The following is a 17,728-nucleotide window of genomic DNA, read 5'->3' as shown; positions in this document are numbered from 1 at the left end:
GCGACGAGCAGCGGGAGCGGCGTACGACGCCCGGACCGGGCAGGGGACGTGGTCAGAGGAGGCCTGCCGCGGTCATCAGCTCGGTCACCTGCGGGCCGTTGAGGGCGGCCACGTCGACCGCGGGCGGCTCGAGCTCGTCGAAGGGCTTGACCTCGGGGGCGAGGCTCGCGTCGGGGTTGAGCGGGTACTCCAGGGCGTAGGACTCCGCCATCGCCTGCTGCGCCTCGGTGCCGGTCAGCCAGGTGATGAACTCCTCCGCGGCGTCCTGGTTCTCGCTGCTGGCGAGGATGCCGGCGCCGGAGATGCTGAGGAACGCGCCGGGGTCCTGGTCGCCGAAGAAGTGCAGCGCCGAGGAGTCGGAGTCCTCGCCGTTCTCCTGGCGGTCGCGGTACCAGTAGTAGTGGTAGGCGATGCCGGCGTCGACCTCGCCGGAGTCCACGGACTGCATCACCACGAGGTTGTTCTGCACGATCACGCCGTTGGCCTTGAGGCCGGCGAGCCACTCGGCCGTGGCCTCCTCGCCCTCGAGCTCGAGGACGGCGGACACGATCGCCTGGAAGTCGGCGCCGGTGGGGGAGAAGGCGACGCGGCCCTGCCACTCCGGGTCGGCGAAGTCGAGGATCGAGGCGGGCATGTCGGCCTCGGTCATCGTGTCGGTGTTGTACATCGCGACGGTGGAGCGGGCGAGGAAGCCGGTCCACGTGCGGTCGGCCGGGACGTACTGCTCCGGGATCGTCGCGGTGGCCGACTCGGGCAGCTCGGCGAACAGGCCGGCGTTGTCGACGATGCTCATCGCGGGGGAGTTCTCGGTGAGGAACACGTCGGCCGGGGAGTCGTCACCCTCCTCGACGATCTGGTTGGCCATCTCGAGGTCCTTGCCGCTGCGCAGCTCGACGTCGAGGCCGGACTCCTCCTCGAAGAGCGGGACGAGCTCGTCGAGCAGCTGCTCGTGCTGGGCGTTGTAGATGACGAGGTCGGGGGACCTGAAGACGCCGCACCCCGACAGGGTGGAGGCGGTCAGGAGGGTGGCGGCCAGGGCCACAGTGGCGCGCGTGGTCGCGCGGTGCGGGGAAGTCGTCACGGGGGCGTCCTTACTTTGCTTAGGCTCGCCTAACTCTAGACCCGGACGACGTGTCCCGAGGAATTGCGTCCGTCACACCGCCTGGCGCTCGCCCGGGGGTTAGCGATCGCTAACCTGCGGCGCTAGTCTGCGAGGCATGACCTTCGAGCTGTCCCCCGAGCACGAGCAGTTCCGCCGCAGCGTCCGCGACTTCGCCGAGGCCGAGATCGCGCCGCACGCCGCGCAGTGGGACCGCGGCCACCACTTCCCGACCGACGTGGTCCAGAAGATGGGCGCGCTGGGCCTGATGGGGCTCACCGCCCCGGAGGAGTTCGGCGGCGCGGGGATGGCCGGCGAGGACGGCGGGTTCACCTCGCTGTGCCTGGCGATCGAGGAGATCGGTCGCGTCGACCAGTCGATGGGCATCACGCTCGAGGCGGCGGTCGGGCTGGGGATCAACCCGATCCTGACCTACGGCACGGACGACCAGAAGAAGACCTGGCTGCCCGACCTCGTCTCCGGCGAGAAGATCGCGGGCTTCGGGCTGACCGAGCCCGGCGCGGGCTCCGACGCCGGGGCGACGAAGACCAAGGCCGTGCTCGACGGCGGCGAGTGGGTCGTCAACGGCGCCAAGCAGTTCATCACCAACTCCGGGTCGTCGATCACCTCGCTGGTGACCGTGACGGCGCGCACGGGGGAGCGGGCCGACGGGCGGCCGGAGATCTCGACGATCATGGTCCCGTCCGACACTCCCGGCTTCACCGCGGAGAAGGCGTACGACAAGCTCGGCTGGCACGCCTCCGACACCCACCCGCTGTCCTTCTCCGACGCCCGGGTTCCCGAGGCCAACCTCCTCGGGGAGCGCGGTCGCGGCTACGCGCAGTTCCTCGCCACGCTCGACGACGGCCGGGTCGCGATCGCCGCGCTGGCGGTCGGGTGCATCCAGGCGTGCCTCGACATGTCGGTGCAGTACGCCGGTGAGCGGCAGACCTTCGGCGGCCCGATCGGGCGCAAGCAGGGTCTCGCCTTCCAGGTCTCCGACCTGCAGGTGATGCTGGACGCCTCGCGGCTGCTGACCTACAAGGCGGCGGCGATGAAGGACGCGATGGACGCCGGATCCTCGTCGGTCACCACGGCGTCGTTCAAGCAGGCGGCCGCCGTGGCGAAGCTCTACGCCACCGAGTCGGCGGTCACCGCGACCCGCATCGCGACCCAGGTATTCGGCGGCTACGGCTTCATGGAGGAGTACCCGGTCGTCCGGTTCTACCGCGACGCCAAGGTCCTCGAGATCGGCGAGGGCACCTCGGAGGTCCAGCGGATGCTGATCGCCCGCGGTCTCGGTCTGCCGGTCGAGTGAGCGCCGCGCCCCGCCGCTCCGCTCAGGCGGACCGCGGGGCGTACATGATCACTGCGACGCCGACCAGGCAGATCAGCGCGCCACCGATGTCGTAGCGGTCGGGACGGAAGCCGTCCGCGACCATCCCCCACGCCAGCGAGCCGGCGACGAACACGCCGCCGTACGCCGCCAGGATCCGCCCGAAGTGGGCGTCCGGCTGCAGGGTGGCGACCAGGCCGTAGAGGCCGAGGGCGATGAAGCCGGCGCCCACCCAGACCCAGCCCCGGTCCTCACGGATGCCCTGCCAGACCAGCCACGCGCCACCGATCTCCGCGATCGCGGCCAGGGCGAAGAGGGCGAGCGACGCGACGACGGTCATGGCGGGAGTCTGTCAGCACGGCTTGTCTCCTCCTCCCGACGGGCGCGTCAGCCGGCGAGCACGTAGTCGATCGTGAGCGGGCGCAGGTCCCGCCGTCTGACAGTCGCCAGCGGTGGCGGGCGGGTGGAGTGGGTGTGGCCGGTCGGGAGGGTGGTCGTCACGCTGCCGTCCGGCTCGGGTCTGGCCCGCCATCGGGGCGCTCGCTTGGCGTAGTTGCAGGCCTCGCAGAGACCTTGCCCGTTGCTGACCGAGGTGGGCCCGGCGGCGTCGTGTGGCTGAACGTGGTCGATGTGGCGGATCGGGGCGTCGCACCACGGAGTACGGCAGGTGCGGTCGCGCAGCCGGATGAATCGCGCGAGGTTGCCGCGGAAGGTGCGGGTGCGGGCGTCCATCGCGAGGAGCTCGCCCGTCTCGGGCGAGGTGTACAGCCGGCGGATGCTCACCTGCTCCTCCGCGCTGACAGCGCCGCAGATGATCTCCCGCGCCAGCTCGGCGGGGATCGGGCCGAAGCCCTCGAGGTGCGCCGCGTCGTCGGCGCCACCGAAGAGCCCGGCGTCGGTCATCACGATGCCGAGCGCCACAGGGACGCTCCCACGCGTGGCCCCATCCGCGGCGCCGGGCGTGTGCGGATCGTCGCGGGTGCCGCCATCGGCTCCACCATCGTCGGTCCGCTCGATGGTGCCGACGAGAACTGACTGAACGAGGGAGTCGGCCATCGCCTGGCCGCGGGTCCGGGGGTCACCTTGGGCTCGCGCGCGGTCCGCTTCCCTGCTGAGCGTCGCGAAGGTGACGACGCCGTCCTTGACCGGCAGCAAGCGTCGCGAAGGTGACGACGCCGTCCTTGACCGGCAGCAGGGCCGTCAGCCAGACCATGCTGTCGGGAGCGGGTCGGATCGAGACGCGTCGTTCGGACTCGGCCTTGCGGCGCCGGGCCACCTGCGCGGCGGCGTCGAGACGCGTGCCCTGGGCCTGGGCAGAGGCGATGACCTGACGGTCGCTCATCGCCTCGAGCGCGTCGCGGTCGGCGGCCAACGCCTCGTCGACGGCGAGGCGGTGTTCGAGGGAGAGGCATGCGGTCTCGCGTGCGATCAGCGTGGCGCGCCACTCGGTGATCCGGCCGGCGCGCCAGGCGGCCCATGTGTGCGGCAGCTCGCTACGGACGATCCGCGCCAGCCCGACATGGCGCTGGCCGCGGTGGGGCGACTCCCGCCGAGCGAAGGCGACCTGCGACGCGACGCCCTGGCCGCGCCTGGCGGACGGGACGCCCATCGCCTCGTGGTCGGCCTCGACCGAGTCGGCCAGATCGGCTGCCAGGGCGGCCTGCGCCGCGCTCACCGTGCAGGCCAGCTCCTCCAACGCCCGGATCGCATCGACCCGACCGGCGTCGTCCAGCCCGCTCGGGCCATCGAGCGCGGCCTGCATCTCGCGCCGCGTCGCCGCGATCGCGGCTGCGGTGAGTGGGGGCTGGGAGGTGGGCATGGAGCCACTCAACCGGCGCCCACCGACACCCGTGCGGGCGCCTGTGGACAGGCGGCGAAGGGGCCGTCCTGTGGACGAAAGCTGGCCAGAGAGTCAGCCAAACCGTCCCGGCCGTGGTCTTGCTGGATGTGTCCATGTTGGCCGGGACCTGGGAAGTACGACGTCGAGTCCGTCGTGCCGGTGGGACGCAAGCAGCCAGTGCTCCGCCCCTTCGGTATGCCTGGCGCGTCGAGGTCGCCCACGGCCGCCTGAGCGCTGTCCCGGTTGGCGAAGGCGTTCGAGAACACGTCCACTTCGGGTGCACGCCGCACTCGTCGCGGCAGATGAGTGCGTTTCCCAGCTGGACGAGACCGTCGCTGGCCAGCTGGTAGCCCCTGACGTCGAAGGCGGTGCATTGCGGGACATGCCAAGCGATCTGAGATCGACCGATGGGTCATCGCTGACACGAGCAACACCGTCGAGAGGCCAATGTGTATCCCGACCGACGGCGCCCGGACCTCGAACTTGGAGCCGGGAACGCAAGCACCCACCAAAGGGGTGTGGTCGGGTGGACGCCCCGGCGAATTCACGTGATCGTCACAGGGCTGGCCCGCGAGCGCCTGGACCGGCGCAGGCGGCGATGTCTACGTTCTGGACAAGGTTCGTCCCATCTTCGGGGGGCACCACGACTGCGCTCGGGAAACGCGGCGCTGAGAGCGGGGCGACGTGTCGTTGTCGGATGTCAGTGCACACAGGGTCCCGGTGGACCAGCGCTGGTTGGGCCTGGAGCGGCGTTCCATTCCGTACGCCGTGGTGCCGCTCGTGGTGCTCGCACTGTGGGCGTGGGTCCTGCCGTGGGTCAACGACCAGGTGGCCTGGGACGACCCCATCAAGCCCGGTGAGGCCATCGAGGTGGCCGAGGGGGTGAGCATGACTGCGGGTCCGGGGTGGGGAGTGGTGTCCGGACTGCGGACCACCGACGAGGTCCGCAGCCCCGACTCGGCGTTGCAGCAGAGCATCCTCGTGAAGAACGGCGTGGTGTTCTCCATCCTCCAGGGGCCCTTCACCGGCACACCGGCCGAGCTGCTCGAGCAGGCCGAGGTCATCAACGCTGCCAACAGCGACGATGGCTACGACATCAAGGGCGAGGTCACTCCCGAGGCGACCGCGTCCGGTCTCCGCGGCGTGACGCAGAACTTCAACACGGCCCACAGCGTCGGCGCCCTGACCGCCTTCGTGATCGACGACACCGGCATCGAGATCCAGGTCGTCGGGCCACAGACCCAGATGACCGCCACGGCCCCAGAGGTCGCGGACATGATCGACTCCATCGCGACCGACACTGAGGAGACCCCGTGAGCACGGTTGCCGACACCCAGGCCCCTCGGGACCCGGCCGGGCAGGAGCAGATGCTCGAGGAGCGCCGCCGCGCGGCCATCGAGGAGTCCGGGTGGGGCTCGGAGTTCCGGTTCTTCCAGCCGCGCAACGCCTGCCTGTGGGTCTACCTGCTGGCGGTGATCCTCGGGACCCGCCAGCTCTACCACCTGGCCGCCCCCACGGTCGGCGTGTTCGAGGAGGCCAACCTCGCCGCCGTGGCGTCCGCCGGCCTGTTCTGCCTGGCGTTCCTGTGGTTCCTGCACCACGCCGACCGCTACGAGCGCACCCCCGCACGCCTGGCCATCGCCGCCTTCATAGGCGGTGGCCTGGCAGCGCCGTGGGCGATGGCGCTGCCCGGCAACGCCGCGATGATGGACCTGTACGCCAAGAACTTCGGCCAAGCCTGGGCCACGGACTGGGAGGCCGGGCTGACCGCGCCGTTCGTCGAGGAGAGCGCCAAGGCCATCATCTTCGTGCTTCTCCTGGGGCTGGCACCGTTCGTCATCCGCACCGTCTACGACGGCCTCATCGTCGGCGCCTACGTCGGGCTCGGGTTCCAGGTCCTCGAGGACATGCTCTACGGGCAGAACGCCGCCTACAGCCACTTCGGCGTCGACCAGATCGGCGCGGTCATGCAGACGTTCCTGATCCGCGCGGGGAGCGGGGTGGCGTCTCACGCCATGTACACGGCCGTGTTCTGCGCCGGCATCATCTACCTGCTCGGCACTGCGGCACAGCCCCGCCGCGTCGGGCGCGGCCTGGCGCTCATGGCCGCCTCGATGATCCTGCACGGCGTGTGGGACGCACAGGTCGCTCTCGCCGACAGCAACCCCTTCCTCTCCCTCGGGTTCCTCCTCGGCATCACCGCCCTCCTCATCTACGCGCTGTTCGTCGCCCTGCGCTGGGGGTCCTACCGTGAGCGCGGCTGGATGCGCGACGTCCTCGCCCCCGAGGTCGCCAACGGCACCATCACCGAGCTCGAGCTGACCGCGCTGACCGGGGACCGCCGCAACCGACGCAAGGACCGCAAAGCCGCCGTCACGGGCCGCGACGAAGGCATGAGCAAGCGCCGCGAGAAGCACGTCCTCGCCGGAGCCATCGACCTCGCCCACGACCTCGTCGACAGCCGCGGCCATGACACCCCGGCCGTGGAGCACTCCCGCGCCGAGATCGCCCGACTACGAACCCAGACGACGTGACCACGCACATGGCGCACGAAGCGACCGCACCCACAGCCGGTGAGCGTCGCCGTCGAAGGGTCCCGGTCGAGGAGCGGCTGGCCGGGTTGGAGCGACGCTCGATCGTGCCGGCACTGGTCGTCGTCGGCATCTGGTTCCTGTGGGTCGTGGCTGTGCCGCACCTCGACGCAGCCGTCGACCACGACGACCCCGTCGTCGCCGGAGAACGGTTCGCCATCAGCGACGACCTCGCCGTCACACCGCCCCCTGGATGGGACGTCATCGACGGATTCCGCACCACGGACATCCCGGCAGGCGGCGCGGGCGCCCGAGCAGCGTTCACCAACGGCACCGTGACCATCATCGTCACCACCGACACCTACGACGGCACCGCGAGCGAGCTGCTCGAACAGATCGACAAGGTCACCTCGGCCACCGGAGCCGTCGACGGGTTCACCGTCACCGACGGCCGGTCGACCGTCACCACCGACTCCGGCCTCACCGGAGTCGCCGAGACCTTCACCGGACGGGGCGTCGAGGGCACCGTCGCCGCCTTCGTGAGCGACGGCACCGGCATCGAGGTCAGCGCGTCGGGTCAGCCCGACCAGGAGACTGCCGCCGCCCGCCACATCGCCCACCTGATCCACAGCATCGGCCCGTGGGACACCTCCGACGCCGACCAGCAGGAGGCGTCATGAGCACCCCCACACACGCCGACCCTAGCCCCGCCTATGAGCCGGAGGACGGCTCGACGACCGGGTCCACGACCGACTCGAGGACTGAGCTCGTGCGCCGACGCCAGGACGCGATCGAGGTGTCCGGCTGGGGCGAGCCGTTCCGCTTCTGGCAGCCGCGCAACGCCTGTACATGGGTGTTCGTGGCGCTGGTGGTGACCGGGCTGTTCAACATGGTCCACATGTTCACCCCGCTGGCGGGCTACTACGCTCCCGCCTTCACCGCCGGGGCCGCCATCGCCGTCATCAGCACCCTGGGCTGGGGCTGGTGGTTCCACCACCTCGACCGGTTCGAGCGACAGCCCTTCAACGTGGTGCTGGCGTGCTTCCTGTGGGGTGGACTCGGCGCGACCTTCGGGATCGCCACCTCGGCGAACGGTGCCCTGGGCTCCCTGTACGCCAAGCTCTTCGGCGCCGCGTGGAGTGCCGACTGGCAGGCCGGACTCAGCGCCCCCTTCGTCGAGGAAAGCGCCAAGGCAGCCGGGTTCATCCTCCTGCTCGGGATGGCGCGGCGCCTGGTCCGCACCCCTGCCGACGGCCTGTTCCTCGGGGCTTTCATCGGACTGGGGTTCCAGACGTTCGAGGACTTCCTCTACGCTATCGGCGGCGCGACCGGCAGCTTCGGCTCCGACCAGGTCGGACTCGTGACCAACGGCATCGGGACCCGCATCCTCTCCGACGTCGTCTCGCACCCCATGTTCTCCGCGCTCGTGTGCGCAGGCCTCGTCTACCTCATCGGCACCCCAGCCCAACCGCGGCGAGCCGGCCGGGGCTTGCTCCTGGTCGCAGCAGGAGTTGGCTTCCACCTCGTCCTCGACTCGGTGCTCGCCCTCGGTGCCGACACCGGGATCTCCAGCTTGTTCATCTTCATCGTCGAGATCGCCGTCAGCCTCGGCGTCCTCTGGTACGCCTTCCGCCTCACCGACGGTCGCGAACGCGAGCTCGCCCGCGACATCCTCGCTCCCGAGGTCGCTGACGGAGTCCTCACCGCCGAGGAGGTCGAGGCCTTCGCCGGGCACAAGCAACGACGCGCCTACCTCAAGGCATCCGCCGACCGACGCGAGCGGCGCCGCCGCAAGCACGTCCTCGCGGCAGCCCTCGACCTGTGCACCGACCTGGCCGATGCCAACGGAGCGAGCACCGCCGACGTCGTCGCGTCCCGCGCCGACGTGGCGCGGGTGCGAGGCGGAGCAGTTGCCCAGCCCGAGCCGACGACGACGCCGGCGTAGAGTCGCCGACCGTCAGACCCAGCGCCAACTCAGAGGAGAGACCCATGCGCAGCGAACTTTTCGGCACGAACCTCGAGTCCTCCGGCACCGATCGGTTCGCGTTGCAGAACCCGAAGATGCTCCGGGTCGCGCTCGACGGGGACGTGATGGGACGACAAGGCGCGATGGTCGCCTACCAGGGCCAGGTCGACTTCGCCTACCAGAGCGCGGGCGGCATGGGGAAGTTCCTGAAGAAGACCTTCACCGGCGAGGGCATGCCGCTGATGAAGGTCTCGGGACGCGGTGACGTCTTCTTCGCCGACGACGCGATGGAGATCCACCTCGTCAACCTCGAGAACGACTCCCTGACCGTCAACGGCAGCAACGTGCTGGCCTTCGACTCGACCCTCTCGTGGGACATCAAGAAGGTCGAGGGGGCTTCGATGATGGCCGGCGGCGTCTTCAACACCACGTTCACCGGCACAGGCACCGTCGCCATCACCTCGCACGGCACGCCGGTCGTCCTCGACGTCGACGCGCCGACGTACGCCGACATCCAGGCGGCGATCGCCTGGTCGTCGTCGCTCACCACAACCGTACGACGCACCGCCGGCGCCGGTGCACTCATCGGGCGTGGCTCAGGCGAGGCCTTCCAGCTCGGGTTCAGCGGTCAAGGGTTCGTCGTCGTCCAGGCCAGCGAGGGCCGGGTGGTGGTCCCTCACAGTCACTGATGGCTGGCGCTACCCGCGTCCCCCTCAGCGACCTGTCCCGACGCTCGTCGGACGCCCTCAGACACCCAACACGCCCCGGACGCCTCACAGGTTGCACGACGCCGGGACCAGTGAACCCGTCCGCCGGGCCGAGTGTGCGCAACCGCTCGTAGATCTGATCTCCTCCTCCCGACGGATCCGGTGGCGCGGGGCCCGATCTACCCTCGCCCCATGCCCAGCACGAGCCAGCGCGCCCTCACGTGGTTCGGCGTGGACGACGAGTGGGAGCGGCCGAGGCCGCCGGTCGGGCGTCAGGACGTCGTACTCGCGGCCAGCGTGGAGGCCGTCAGCCTGCTGGCGCTCGAGCTCGTGCGCAGCGCAGGCGGGCTCGACCACACCGACGTCCCGGTGTGGACGCAGTGGCTCGCCGTGTCGACCGGGGCCGCGCTCCTCCTGGGCCGGCGGCGGTGGCCGCTGGTGGTCGCGAGCCTCGCCGCACTGCACATGTTCGTCGCCGGCGTGACGATGCCGCAGGTGATGGGGCAGGTGTCGTTGCAGATCGTCTACTTCGTCGCCCTGCTCTCGGGCGTCGCCTACGCCCGGGACCGTCGCGCGATGGTCGTCGTCATCGGCACGATCGTGCTGTTCATGTTCGCGTGGATCACCTGGCAGTTCGCCGTTGGCTCGGCTGCCCAGGACATGATCGACGAGGCCCGGGACGGCGAGCGGATCGGGCTGTTCGGCGCGATCCCCGCCGCGGTGGCGATCACGCTGCTGGTCAACGTCATCTACTTCGGCGGCGCCATCGTCGGTGGCGGCGTGTCCTGGCGGGCCGCCCGGCAGCGCATCCGCCTGCAGGAGCAGGCCGCCACCATCTCCGCGCAGGCCGGCCGGCTGCGCGAGCAGGCCGTCGTCGACGAGCGTCTGCGCATCGCCCGCGAGCTGCACGACGTCGTCGCCCACGGCGTCTCCGCGATGGGCATCCAGGCGGGAGCGGCACGACGGGTCCTCGACCGCGACCCCGACGCAGCGCGTACGGCCCTCTCGCACGTCGAGGAGGCCTCCCGCGACGCGTTGACGCAGATGCGCCGCCTGCTCGGGACCCTGCGCGAGGGACCGGCGGACAGCTGGGACGACGGCACCGACGGCGCGGACACCGCGAGCGGGATGCGTACGTCGGAGGCCGGCGTCGACGCCCTGCCCGACCTCGTCGCGCAGGCGAACCGGGAGGGGCTCGCCGTCCGCCTCGACGTCGTCGAGGACCAGCCGTGCGCGACGAGCCGGCTCCCGCGCGGCATCGGGCTCGCGGTCTACCGCACGGTCCAGGAGGCGCTGACCAACGTCCGTCGCCACAGCACCGCCGACACCGTCTCGGTCGTGGTCCGGGTGCACGAGGCCGCCGCCTACGCGGAGGTCGAGGTGGTCGACAACGGCCGACCGCGCCACGGCACGTCCGGCAGCGGTCTCGGCCAGCTCGGCATCCGTGAGCGCGCCGCCACCCACGACGGCCAGGTCGACATCGGACCGCGCGTGACGGGCGGCTACCGGGTCCGCGTGCGCTACCCGCTGGTGGCGTCGTGACGGAGCGCCCGCTGACGGTCCTGCTGGTCGACGACCACGCGATGGTCCGGTCCGGCTTCGCGATGGTCCTGTCCGTCGAGGACGACATCGAGGTCGTCGGTGAGGCCGCCGACGGGTTGGAGGCGATCGAGCGCGCCCGGGCTACCCGCCCCGACGTGGTGCTGATGGACGTCCAGATGCCGCGGATGGACGGGATCGAGGCCACCCGCCACCTCGTCGCCGACGACCTCGGGCACGTCGTCATCGTGACGACCTTCGACCGCGACGACTACCTCTTCGACGCCCTGCAGGCAGGGGCGAGTGGCTTCCTGCTGAAGAACGCCGGACCGGAGCAGCTCCTCGACGCCGTACGCGCCGCAGGCCGTGGGCACGCACTGCTTGCGCCGGAGGTGACCCGCCGCGTCATCGGCAAGATGGCCGGAGGGGCGGCGGCGCCCGACGCGGTCCCCGAGGCCCCCGACCGGGCCGAGCCGCGGGAGCTGGCGCTGCTCACCGCCCGCGAGCGGGAGGTGCTGGTGCTGCTCGGGCGTGGCCTGTCCAACGGTGAGATCGCCGGCACGCTCGTGCTGGGCGAGGCGACGGTGAAGACCCACGTGTCCAACGTGCTGGCCAAGCTGCACCTGCGCGGCCGGGTGCAGGCGGTCATCTACGCCTACGAGGCCGGCCTCATCCTCCCGACGGAGGAGTGAGCGGAGCAGGCACGGAGTCCGCCGGGAGGTTCCGTCGCACGGTGGATCACACGGACCCCAGCGGTCACTAGCGTCGTGGTCATGTTGGAGATCAGGGAGCTGACCAGGCGGTTCGGTGACAACACCGCCGTGGACCACGTGTCGTTCGAGGTGCCAGCCGGGCTGATGACGGGTTTCGTCGGCGGCAACGGTGCGGGCAAGACCACGACCATGCGGATGGTGATGGGCGTGCTCGGCATCGACGAGGGTGAGGTGCTGTGGCAGGGCCGACCCATCACCCGGCTGGACCGCCGTCGGATCGGTTACATGCCCGAGGAGCGCGGTCTCTATCCCAAGCAGCCGATCCTCGACCAGCTCGTCTACATCGCCCAGCTCAAGGGCATGGAGCGGGTCGCCGCCCGCACCCAGGTGACCGAGCTGCTGGAGCGGTTCGGGCTGGGGGAGCGGACCAAGGACCACCTGGAGAAGCTGTCGCTGGGCAACCAGCAGCGGGTGCAGATCATCGCCTCGGTGCTGCCCCGGCCGGCCGCGCTCGTCCTCGACGAGCCCTTCTCGGGTCTCGACCCGAAGGCCGTCGACTCGATGGTCGACCTGCTGCGTGAGTACACCCGCGACGGCGTGCCGGTCCTCTTCTCCAGCCACCAGCTCGACCTCGTCGAGCGACTGTGCGACCGGCTGGTCGTGCTGTCCCAAGGACGCCGGGTCGCCGCCGGGACGGTTGCGGAGCTGCGCGACGCGGGGGTGCCGCGCTTCCGCCTCGTCCTCGGCGGCGACGCCGGTTGGGTCCGTGACCTGCGCGGGCTGGAGGTCCTCGACCTCGACGGGTCGACCGCGCTGGTGGAGGTCCGCCAGGACGGCGCCGAGCAGCACCTCGTCGCCGAGGCCACCGGCCGCGGCGACGTCCACGAGTTCGTCCGGGTCCGCCCGGCCCTCAGCGAGATCTACCGGGAGGCCACCGCATGAACACCGCCACGTCCAACGAGATGGGCAACGAGGACGACGACCGGAGCACCGAGCCCGCCTGGCTGCTCGTCACCCGTCGGGAGGTCGTCTCGCGGATCACCGACAAGTCCTTCCTCTTCGGAACGGCGTTCATGGTCGTGCTCATCGCGGGCTTCATCGGCTTCAACGCCTGGCAGGAGGAGCGGACCGACCAGGTCACGCTGGCCGCCACCCCCGACTCGGTCGCGATGGCCACGACGGTCGCCGACGGCGCGCCGCAGGTCGACGACGACGTCGAGGTCACCGTTGTCGAGGTCGACGACCGTGGCGCGGCCGAGGCGGCCCTCCTCGACGACGAGGCAGACGCCTGGCTGCACCCGGCCGACGACGGGTGGCAGCTGACCTCGGAGTCGAGCGAGCAGGGCTCGTTGACCAGCGTCGTGGAGGCGGTCGTACGCCAGCAGGTGCTCGCCGACAACGCCGCCGAGGTCGGCACCACGGTGGAGGCCCTGCAGGCCGGGAGCGCGGTCAGCACCGACTTCCTGCGCGGGGACGCCGAGAGGGCCGGCGTGGCCGAGGCGGTCGGCTTCGTGTTCGTCTTCCTCTTCTACTTCGCCGCCCTCGTCTTCGGCATGCAGCTGGCCTCGTCGGTGATCGAGGAGAAGCAGAGCCGGATCGTGGAGATCATCGCGGCCGCCATCCCGCTGCGACACCTGCTCGCCGGCAAGGTGCTCGGCAACACCGCCCTGGCGATGATCCAGCTGCTGGTCTACCTCGCGGTCGGCCTGGTGGGGCTGTCGTTCACGTCCTTCTCGTCCTACGTCCCGGCGCTGTCCGGTCCGACAGCGTGGTTCATCGGGTTCTTCTTCGCCGGCTTCGTGGCCCTGGCCTGCCTCTGGGCGGTCGCCGGGTCGCTCGCCTCGCGCACCGAGGACCTCCAGGCGACCTCGACGCCGCTGACGATGCTGATGCTCGTGATGTTCTTCGGCGGGCTCTCGCTCGACGGCAGGGGACAGGTGATCGCGTCGTTCGTGCCGCCCGTCTCGGCGGTGGTGATGCCCAAGCGCATCCTGGCCGGTGGCGTCGAGTGGTGGGAGCCGCTGCTGGCGCTGGGCCTGCTGGCCGCGTTCGCCGCGGTCACGGTCTGGATCGGGGAGCGCCTCTACCGTCGGGCGCTGCTGCAGACCGGCGGGCGGGTCAGCCTCCGGCAGGCGTGGGCCGCGGCCGAGTGACGGCACCGACCTGATCGGACGGCGGGGACCTCAGAAGAGGTGCACCAGCGACGAGGTCCCCGTCACCACCGCCCAGAACCGCAGACCGCGCCCGAGCAGACCGGTCACCATGAAGATCCAGAACGGCACCCGCAGCGTCCCGGCGAGCACCGCGGTGACGGCGTACGGCGGGATGCCGGTGCTCGCGGAGACGAAGAGCAGGCCGGCCGTGAACCACGGCCGGCCCTCCGCGCGCTCGTGCCACCTGTCCAACGAGGCCCGCGCCTTGGGCTTCTCGAGCTGGCGGTGGACCCAAGGGGCGCGGTCGACGTGCATGCCGCCCCAGTACCAGAGGATCTTGCCGAGCATCTGCCCGATCGTGGCGGCCACCAGCAGGCCCCACAGCTGGCCGGGAGCCTGGCTGACCGAGACCACCAGGATGGCCTCGATGTTGATGAGCGGCACGAGGGCGGAGGCGATCGAGGCGCCCATGACGCTCCAGAACAGCATCAGCCCGCGGCTCCCGGGACCGGCAGGCCGATCTGCACGAGACGGCGCAGCGACACGCACTTGAGGACCAGGAGCGCCGAGGCGATCGCCAGCCCGACCCACATCCAGCCGGTGACGAGGAGCAGCACGGCGAAGAGCGCGCTGTTGACGGCCTTGGCGGGCTTGGACCAGTTCCACAGCCAGATCGGCCGGTCGACGACGAAGAAGTAGTTGGGGCTGCGGATCGGCCAGGCGAGGAACGCGATCGACAGGAAGAAGTCGACGACCATGAACTCGGCGAGGTAGACGAAGATCGCCGGCGACAGGTCGGGCTGCAGCCAGGCGAGACCGATGTAGAACGCGGCGGCGTTGAACCGGTCGCAGATGACGTCGAGCACGGCCCCGATGCGGGTCTCGCAGTCGCGCACCCGGGCGTAGAAGCCGTCGAGCATGTCGCCGACCCAGTAGACGCCGAGGGCGACGACGAGCAGCGTCAGGCTCTGCTGGTGCGCTGCCATCGCCGCGAGCACGACCGACGCGACCGTGCGGACCGCGGTGATCACGGTGGCGCCGGTCAGCAGGCGCTCCTCGCGGACGCCGTAACGGTCCTCCGGGTCGGCCACCGGACGTGCCGGCACCTCTCCCTCCACCCCGCTCCCCACGCCCGGGATGCTATCGGGTCAGGTCCACAGGTCGGTCCACGCGTGGCCGAGCTCGAGGACCAGCTCGCGCAGCAGCGGCAGGCTCACGCCCACCACGTTGTGGTGGTCGCCCTCGATGCCACGCACGAAGGCGCCGCCGAAGCCGTCGATCGTGAAGGCCCCGGCGACGTGCAGCGGCTCGCCGGTGGCGACGTACGCCTCGATCTCGTCGTCACCCACGTCGGCGAAGTGCACGAGGGTCGAGCCGGTCGCCGCGGCCACCCGGCCGGTGGCGACCTCACGCAGGCTGTGGCCGCTGTGCAGGACCGCGGTGCGCCCACGCATCGACCGCCACCGCTCCCGTGCCTCGTCGGCGTCGTGCGGCTTGCCGAGCGCCTCGCCGTGCCCGCCCGCGCCGGGTGCCGGTTGCAGTTCCAGCACCGAGTCACAGCCGAGGACGAGGGCGTCGGGAGGTACGTCGTCCCGCACCGCGACGGCGGCGCACTTGAGCTCGGCGAGCTGGAGCGCCAGCTCGGCCGGCGGCAGGCCGCTCACCTGGTCCTCGTCGACCCCGCTGATGATCACGACCGGCTCGATGCCCGCGGACCGCAGGGTGGCCAGCCGGGCGGGGGAGGCGGACGCCAGGACCAGCGGGACGCGCGCGGCCGTCACAGGCGCCCCAGCGCCGCGCGCAGCGGGTCGAGCCCGAGCGAGCCCAGGTCGAGCGCCGCGCGGGCGTTGTCGCCGGCCGGCGAGAAGTCGGCCAGCGGGTCGAGGGCGCAGTAGTCCTCGACGTAGGCGTCGCAGAGGGCGTCGACCCTGCGCTCGTCCAGAAGGGGTTCGGTCACGCCGGTGACCCTAGCCTCCGCCCGACAGTGGAGCGCGGCGACGTTCAGCCGGGCAGGCCGCTGGCGCGCCAGGCGCCGGGGCCGTGGCGGTGCGTACGTCGTACGCCCCGCGCGGGGTGGCTCCACGTCGAGCGGGGTCGTTCGGGCGCCTCGCCCCCGGCCGAGCCCAGCGCGGAGAACACGGCGACCAGCGCGGCGATCTCCTCGGCCGTGGCGTCGGCGTTGACGACCCGGAGGATCGGGGTCTCCTGCTCGTCGGTCACAGCGGGATGTTCCCGTGCTTCTTGGGCGGCAGGCTCTCGCGCTTGGTGCGCAGCAGTCGGAGGGCGCGGACGACCTCGATGCGAGTCTCGTGAGGCGCGATCACGGCGTCGATGTAGCCCCGCTCGGCGGCGATGTAGGGGTTGGCGAGCGTGGTCTCGTACTCGTCGATGAGCTGGGCGCGCCGGGCCTCGACGTCACCGCCCTCGTCGGCGACCTTCTTCAGCGTCTTGCGGTGCAGGATGTTGGCGGCACCCTGGGCGCCCATCACGGCGATCTGGGCGGTGGGCCAGGCGACGTTGATGTCGGCGCCGAGGTGCTTGGATCCCATCACGTCGTAGGCGCCGCCGTAGGCCTTTCGGGTGATGACCGTGATCAGCGGGACGGTGGCCTCGGCGTAGGCGTAGATGAGCTTGGCGCCGCGGCGGATGATGCCGTCCCACTCCTGGTCGGTGCCGGGCAGGAAGCCGGGCACGTCGACGAACGTCAGGACCGGGATGTTGAACGCGTCGCAGAAGCGCACGAAGCGCGCGGCCTTCTCGGAGGCGTCGATGTCGAGGGTGCCGGCGAACTGCATCGGCTGGTTGGCCACGACGCCGACCGACTGGCCCTCGACACGGCCGAACCCGATGAGGATGTTGGGGGCGAACAGCTCCTGGACCTCGAGGAAGTCCTCGTCGTCCACGACGGCGGTGATCACGTCGTGCATGTCGTAGGGCTGGTTCGCGCCGTCGGGGATGATCGTGTCCAGCGACCGGTCGAGGTCGGTGACCTCCATGTCGGGCGCCTCGTCGAAGACCGGGGCCGGGTCGAGGTTGTTCTGCGGGAGGTAGGACAGCATCGCCTTGACGTACTCGATGGCGTCCTCCTCGTCGGAGGCCATGTAGTGGGCGTTGCCCGACTTGGTGTTGTGCGTGCGCGCACCGCCGAGGTCCTCCATCGTGACGTCCTCGCCGGTGACGGTCTTGATCACGTCGGGACCGGTGATGAACATCGCGGAGGTCTGGTCGACCATGACCGTGAAGTCGGTGACCGCGGGGGAGTAGACGTGGCCGCCGGCGCAGTTGCCCATGATCATGCTGATCTGCGGGATCACGCCGGAGGCGTGCACGTTGCGGCGGAAGATCTCGCCGTAGAGGCCGAGGGAGACCACGCCCTCCTGGATGCGGGCACCGGCGCCCTCGTTGATGCCGATGATCGGGCAGCCGGTCTTCATCGCCAGGTCCATGACCTTGGTGATCTTCTCGCCGTAGACCTCGCCCAGCGAGCCGCCGAAGACGGTGAAGTCCTGGCTGAAGACGCACACCATGCGACCGTTGACCTCGCCGTAACCGGTCACCACGCCGTCGCCGTAGGGGCGGTTCTTCTCCAGCCCGAACGCCGTCGAGCGGTGCCGCGCCAGCTCGTCGAGCTCCACGAAGGTGCCCTCGTCGAAGAGCATCTCGATGCGCTCGCGGGCGGTGCGGCGGCCCTTGGCGTGCTGCTTCTCGATCGCCTTGGCCGACCCGGCGTGCACCGCCTCGTCGAGGCGCCGCTCGAGGTCCGCGAGCTTGCCCGCGGTCGTGTGGAGGTCGATCTCCGACTCTGAGGGGACGTCGGTGGCTTCACCCGGCTGTGCGCTCATGT

20 protein-coding genes are annotated in these 17,728 nt (G+C 70.8%); 10 read left to right on the top strand and 10 right to left on the bottom strand.

Features of this window, described 5'->3' with window-relative positions; translation table 11 throughout:
- Positions 1–52 precede the first annotated feature (52 nt).
- Positions 53–1,081 (bottom strand): iron ABC transporter substrate-binding protein, encoded by a 1,029-nt coding sequence (locus Q1B24_RS00865; protein ID WP_299922195.1) that lies wholly within the window; start codon positions 1,079–1,081, stop codon positions 53–55.
- A gap of 136 nt (positions 1,082–1,217) precedes the next feature.
- Between Q1B24_RS00865 and Q1B24_RS00860 the strand changes: the two genes are divergently transcribed.
- Entirely contained in the window at positions 1,218–2,417 is a 1,200-nt protein-coding gene (locus Q1B24_RS00860) for an acyl-CoA dehydrogenase family protein (protein ID WP_299922193.1), read from the top strand.
- A 22-nt stretch (positions 2,418–2,439) separates the two neighbouring features.
- On the opposite strand, the gene Q1B24_RS00855 is transcribed toward Q1B24_RS00860, so the two are convergent.
- The 3 genes from Q1B24_RS00855 to Q1B24_RS00845 form a co-directional block, all read right to left on the bottom strand.
- Positions 2,440–2,775, bottom strand: a complete 336-nt coding sequence (locus tag Q1B24_RS00855; protein WP_299922191.1) for a YnfA family protein — start codon at positions 2,773–2,775, stop codon at positions 2,440–2,442.
- Positions 2,776–2,822: 47 nt separating this feature from the next.
- Positions 2,823–3,356 carry an HNH endonuclease gene (locus Q1B24_RS00850; protein WP_299922189.1) on the bottom strand — a complete coding sequence of 178 codons (534 nt, stop codon included), beginning with the start codon at positions 3,354–3,356 and terminating at the stop codon, positions 2,823–2,825.
- 157 nt (positions 3,357–3,513) lie between these two features.
- The gene (locus tag Q1B24_RS00845) at positions 3,514–4,254 is read right to left on the bottom strand and encodes a DUF222 domain-containing protein (protein WP_299922187.1); all 741 of its coding nucleotides are present in this window, start codon (positions 4,252–4,254) and stop codon (positions 3,514–3,516) included.
- A 741-nt stretch (positions 4,255–4,995) separates the two neighbouring features.
- On the opposite strand from Q1B24_RS00845, the gene Q1B24_RS00840 reads away from it, so the two are divergent.
- The 9 genes from Q1B24_RS00840 to Q1B24_RS00800 all read left to right on the top strand — a co-directional run bounded on the left by Q1B24_RS00840 (position 4,996) and on the right by Q1B24_RS00800 (position 13,884).
- Entirely contained in the window at positions 4,996–5,592 is a 597-nt protein-coding gene (locus Q1B24_RS00840) for a hypothetical protein (RefSeq protein ID WP_299922185.1), read from the top strand.
- The gene (locus Q1B24_RS00835) at positions 5,589–6,809 is read left to right on the top strand and encodes a PrsW family intramembrane metalloprotease (protein ID WP_299922183.1); all 1,221 of its coding nucleotides are present in this window, start codon (positions 5,589–5,591) and stop codon (positions 6,807–6,809) included. Before Q1B24_RS00840 ends, Q1B24_RS00835 begins: the two co-directional genes overlap by 4 nt.
- On the top strand, positions 6,806–7,486 hold the full coding sequence (locus Q1B24_RS00830; protein ID WP_299922181.1) for a hypothetical protein: 681 nt from the start codon (positions 6,806–6,808) through the stop codon (positions 7,484–7,486). Before Q1B24_RS00835 ends, Q1B24_RS00830 begins: the two co-directional genes overlap by 4 nt.
- Positions 7,483–8,751, top strand: a complete 1,269-nt coding sequence (locus tag Q1B24_RS00825; RefSeq protein WP_299922179.1) for a PrsW family intramembrane metalloprotease — start codon at positions 7,483–7,485, stop codon at positions 8,749–8,751. The genes Q1B24_RS00830 and Q1B24_RS00825 overlap by 4 nt, the downstream gene beginning before the upstream one ends.
- A gap of 44 nt (positions 8,752–8,795) precedes the next feature.
- Positions 8,796–9,461 (top strand): AIM24 family protein, encoded by a 666-nt coding sequence (locus Q1B24_RS00820; RefSeq protein WP_299922178.1) that lies wholly within the window; start codon positions 8,796–8,798, stop codon positions 9,459–9,461.
- Between the two features lie 210 nt (positions 9,462–9,671).
- Positions 9,672–11,021, top strand: coding sequence for a sensor histidine kinase (locus tag Q1B24_RS00815; protein WP_299922177.1), 1,350 nt, complete (start codon positions 9,672–9,674; stop codon positions 11,019–11,021).
- A complete protein-coding gene (locus tag Q1B24_RS00810) occupies positions 11,018–11,710 on the top strand; it encodes a response regulator transcription factor (protein ID WP_299922174.1) in 693 nt (230 codons plus the stop codon). The genes Q1B24_RS00815 and Q1B24_RS00810 overlap by 4 nt, the downstream gene beginning before the upstream one ends.
- Before the next feature lie 81 nt (positions 11,711–11,791).
- A complete protein-coding gene (locus tag Q1B24_RS00805; protein WP_299922172.1) occupies positions 11,792–12,673 on the top strand; it encodes an ATP-binding cassette domain-containing protein in 882 nt (293 codons plus the stop codon).
- On the top strand, positions 12,670–13,884 hold the full coding sequence (locus tag Q1B24_RS00800) for an ABC transporter permease (protein WP_299922170.1): 1,215 nt from the start codon (positions 12,670–12,672) through the stop codon (positions 13,882–13,884). The genes Q1B24_RS00805 and Q1B24_RS00800 overlap by 4 nt, the downstream gene beginning before the upstream one ends.
- A 30-nt stretch (positions 13,885–13,914) precedes the next feature.
- Here the strand turns inward: Q1B24_RS00800 and Q1B24_RS00795 are convergent, their stop codons facing one another.
- Genes Q1B24_RS00795 through Q1B24_RS00770 form a run of 6 tightly spaced genes read right to left on the bottom strand, consistent with a single transcriptional unit; the run spans position 13,915 to position 17,726 of the window.
- Positions 13,915–14,373, bottom strand: a complete 459-nt coding sequence (locus Q1B24_RS00795) for a VTT domain-containing protein (protein WP_299922168.1) — start codon at positions 14,371–14,373, stop codon at positions 13,915–13,917.
- Positions 14,373–15,014 carry a CDP-alcohol phosphatidyltransferase family protein gene (locus tag Q1B24_RS00790; protein ID WP_299922166.1) on the bottom strand — a complete coding sequence of 214 codons (642 nt, stop codon included), beginning with the start codon at positions 15,012–15,014 and terminating at the stop codon, positions 14,373–14,375. The genes Q1B24_RS00795 and Q1B24_RS00790 overlap by 1 nt, the downstream gene beginning before the upstream one ends.
- Before the next feature lie 18 nt (positions 15,015–15,032).
- Positions 15,033–15,665, bottom strand: coding sequence for a nucleoside triphosphate pyrophosphatase (locus tag Q1B24_RS00785; RefSeq protein ID WP_299922164.1), 633 nt, complete (start codon positions 15,663–15,665; stop codon positions 15,033–15,035).
- Positions 15,662–15,841 carry a hypothetical protein gene (locus Q1B24_RS00780; RefSeq protein ID WP_299922162.1) on the bottom strand — a complete coding sequence of 60 codons (180 nt, stop codon included), beginning with the start codon at positions 15,839–15,841 and terminating at the stop codon, positions 15,662–15,664. The genes Q1B24_RS00785 and Q1B24_RS00780 overlap by 4 nt, the downstream gene beginning before the upstream one ends.
- Positions 15,842–15,885: 44 nt before the next feature.
- Positions 15,886–16,104 carry an acyl-CoA carboxylase subunit epsilon gene (locus Q1B24_RS00775; RefSeq protein ID WP_299922159.1) on the bottom strand — a complete coding sequence of 73 codons (219 nt, stop codon included), beginning with the start codon at positions 16,102–16,104 and terminating at the stop codon, positions 15,886–15,888.
- Complete coding sequence (locus Q1B24_RS00770) at positions 16,101–17,726, bottom strand: acyl-CoA carboxylase subunit beta (protein WP_299922157.1); 1,626 nt, start codon at positions 17,724–17,726, stop codon at positions 16,101–16,103. The genes Q1B24_RS00775 and Q1B24_RS00770 overlap by 4 nt, the downstream gene beginning before the upstream one ends.
- Positions 17,727–17,728 lie beyond the last annotated feature (2 nt).

The organism is uncultured Nocardioides sp., assembly GCF_947488025.1.
Classification (GTDB): domain Bacteria; phylum Actinomycetota; class Actinomycetes; order Propionibacteriales; family Nocardioidaceae; genus Nocardioides.
Note: the sequence above shows the minus strand (reverse complement) of the source record. Positions and strands in the feature narration are given on the sequence as shown.

Coding starts and splice junctions, on each gene's coding strand:
- Q1B24_RS00860 (WP_299922193.1), top strand. CDS start 1,218: ATGACCTTCGAGCTGTCCCCCGAGCACGAGCAGTTCCGCCGCAGCGTC.
- Q1B24_RS00855 (WP_299922191.1), bottom strand. CDS start 2,775: ATGACCGTCGTCGCGTCGCTCGCCCTCTTCGCCCTGGCCGCGATCGCG.
- Q1B24_RS00845 (WP_299922187.1), bottom strand. CDS start 4,254: ATGCCCACCTCCCAGCCCCCACTCACCGCAGCCGCGATCGCGGCGACG.
- Q1B24_RS00825 (WP_299922179.1), top strand. CDS start 7,483: ATGAGCACCCCCACACACGCCGACCCTAGCCCCGCCTATGAGCCGGAG.
- Q1B24_RS00820 (WP_299922178.1), top strand. CDS start 8,796: ATGCGCAGCGAACTTTTCGGCACGAACCTCGAGTCCTCCGGCACCGAT.
- Q1B24_RS00815 (WP_299922177.1), top strand. CDS start 9,672: ATGCCCAGCACGAGCCAGCGCGCCCTCACGTGGTTCGGCGTGGACGAC.
- Q1B24_RS00805 (WP_299922172.1), top strand. CDS start 11,792: ATGTTGGAGATCAGGGAGCTGACCAGGCGGTTCGGTGACAACACCGCC.
- Q1B24_RS00800 (WP_299922170.1), top strand. CDS start 12,670: ATGAACACCGCCACGTCCAACGAGATGGGCAACGAGGACGACGACCGG.
- Q1B24_RS00795 (WP_299922168.1), bottom strand. CDS start 14,373: ATGCTGTTCTGGAGCGTCATGGGCGCCTCGATCGCCTCCGCCCTCGTG.
- Q1B24_RS00770 (WP_299922157.1), bottom strand. CDS start 17,726: ATGAGCGCACAGCCGGGTGAAGCCACCGACGTCCCCTCAGAGTCGGAG.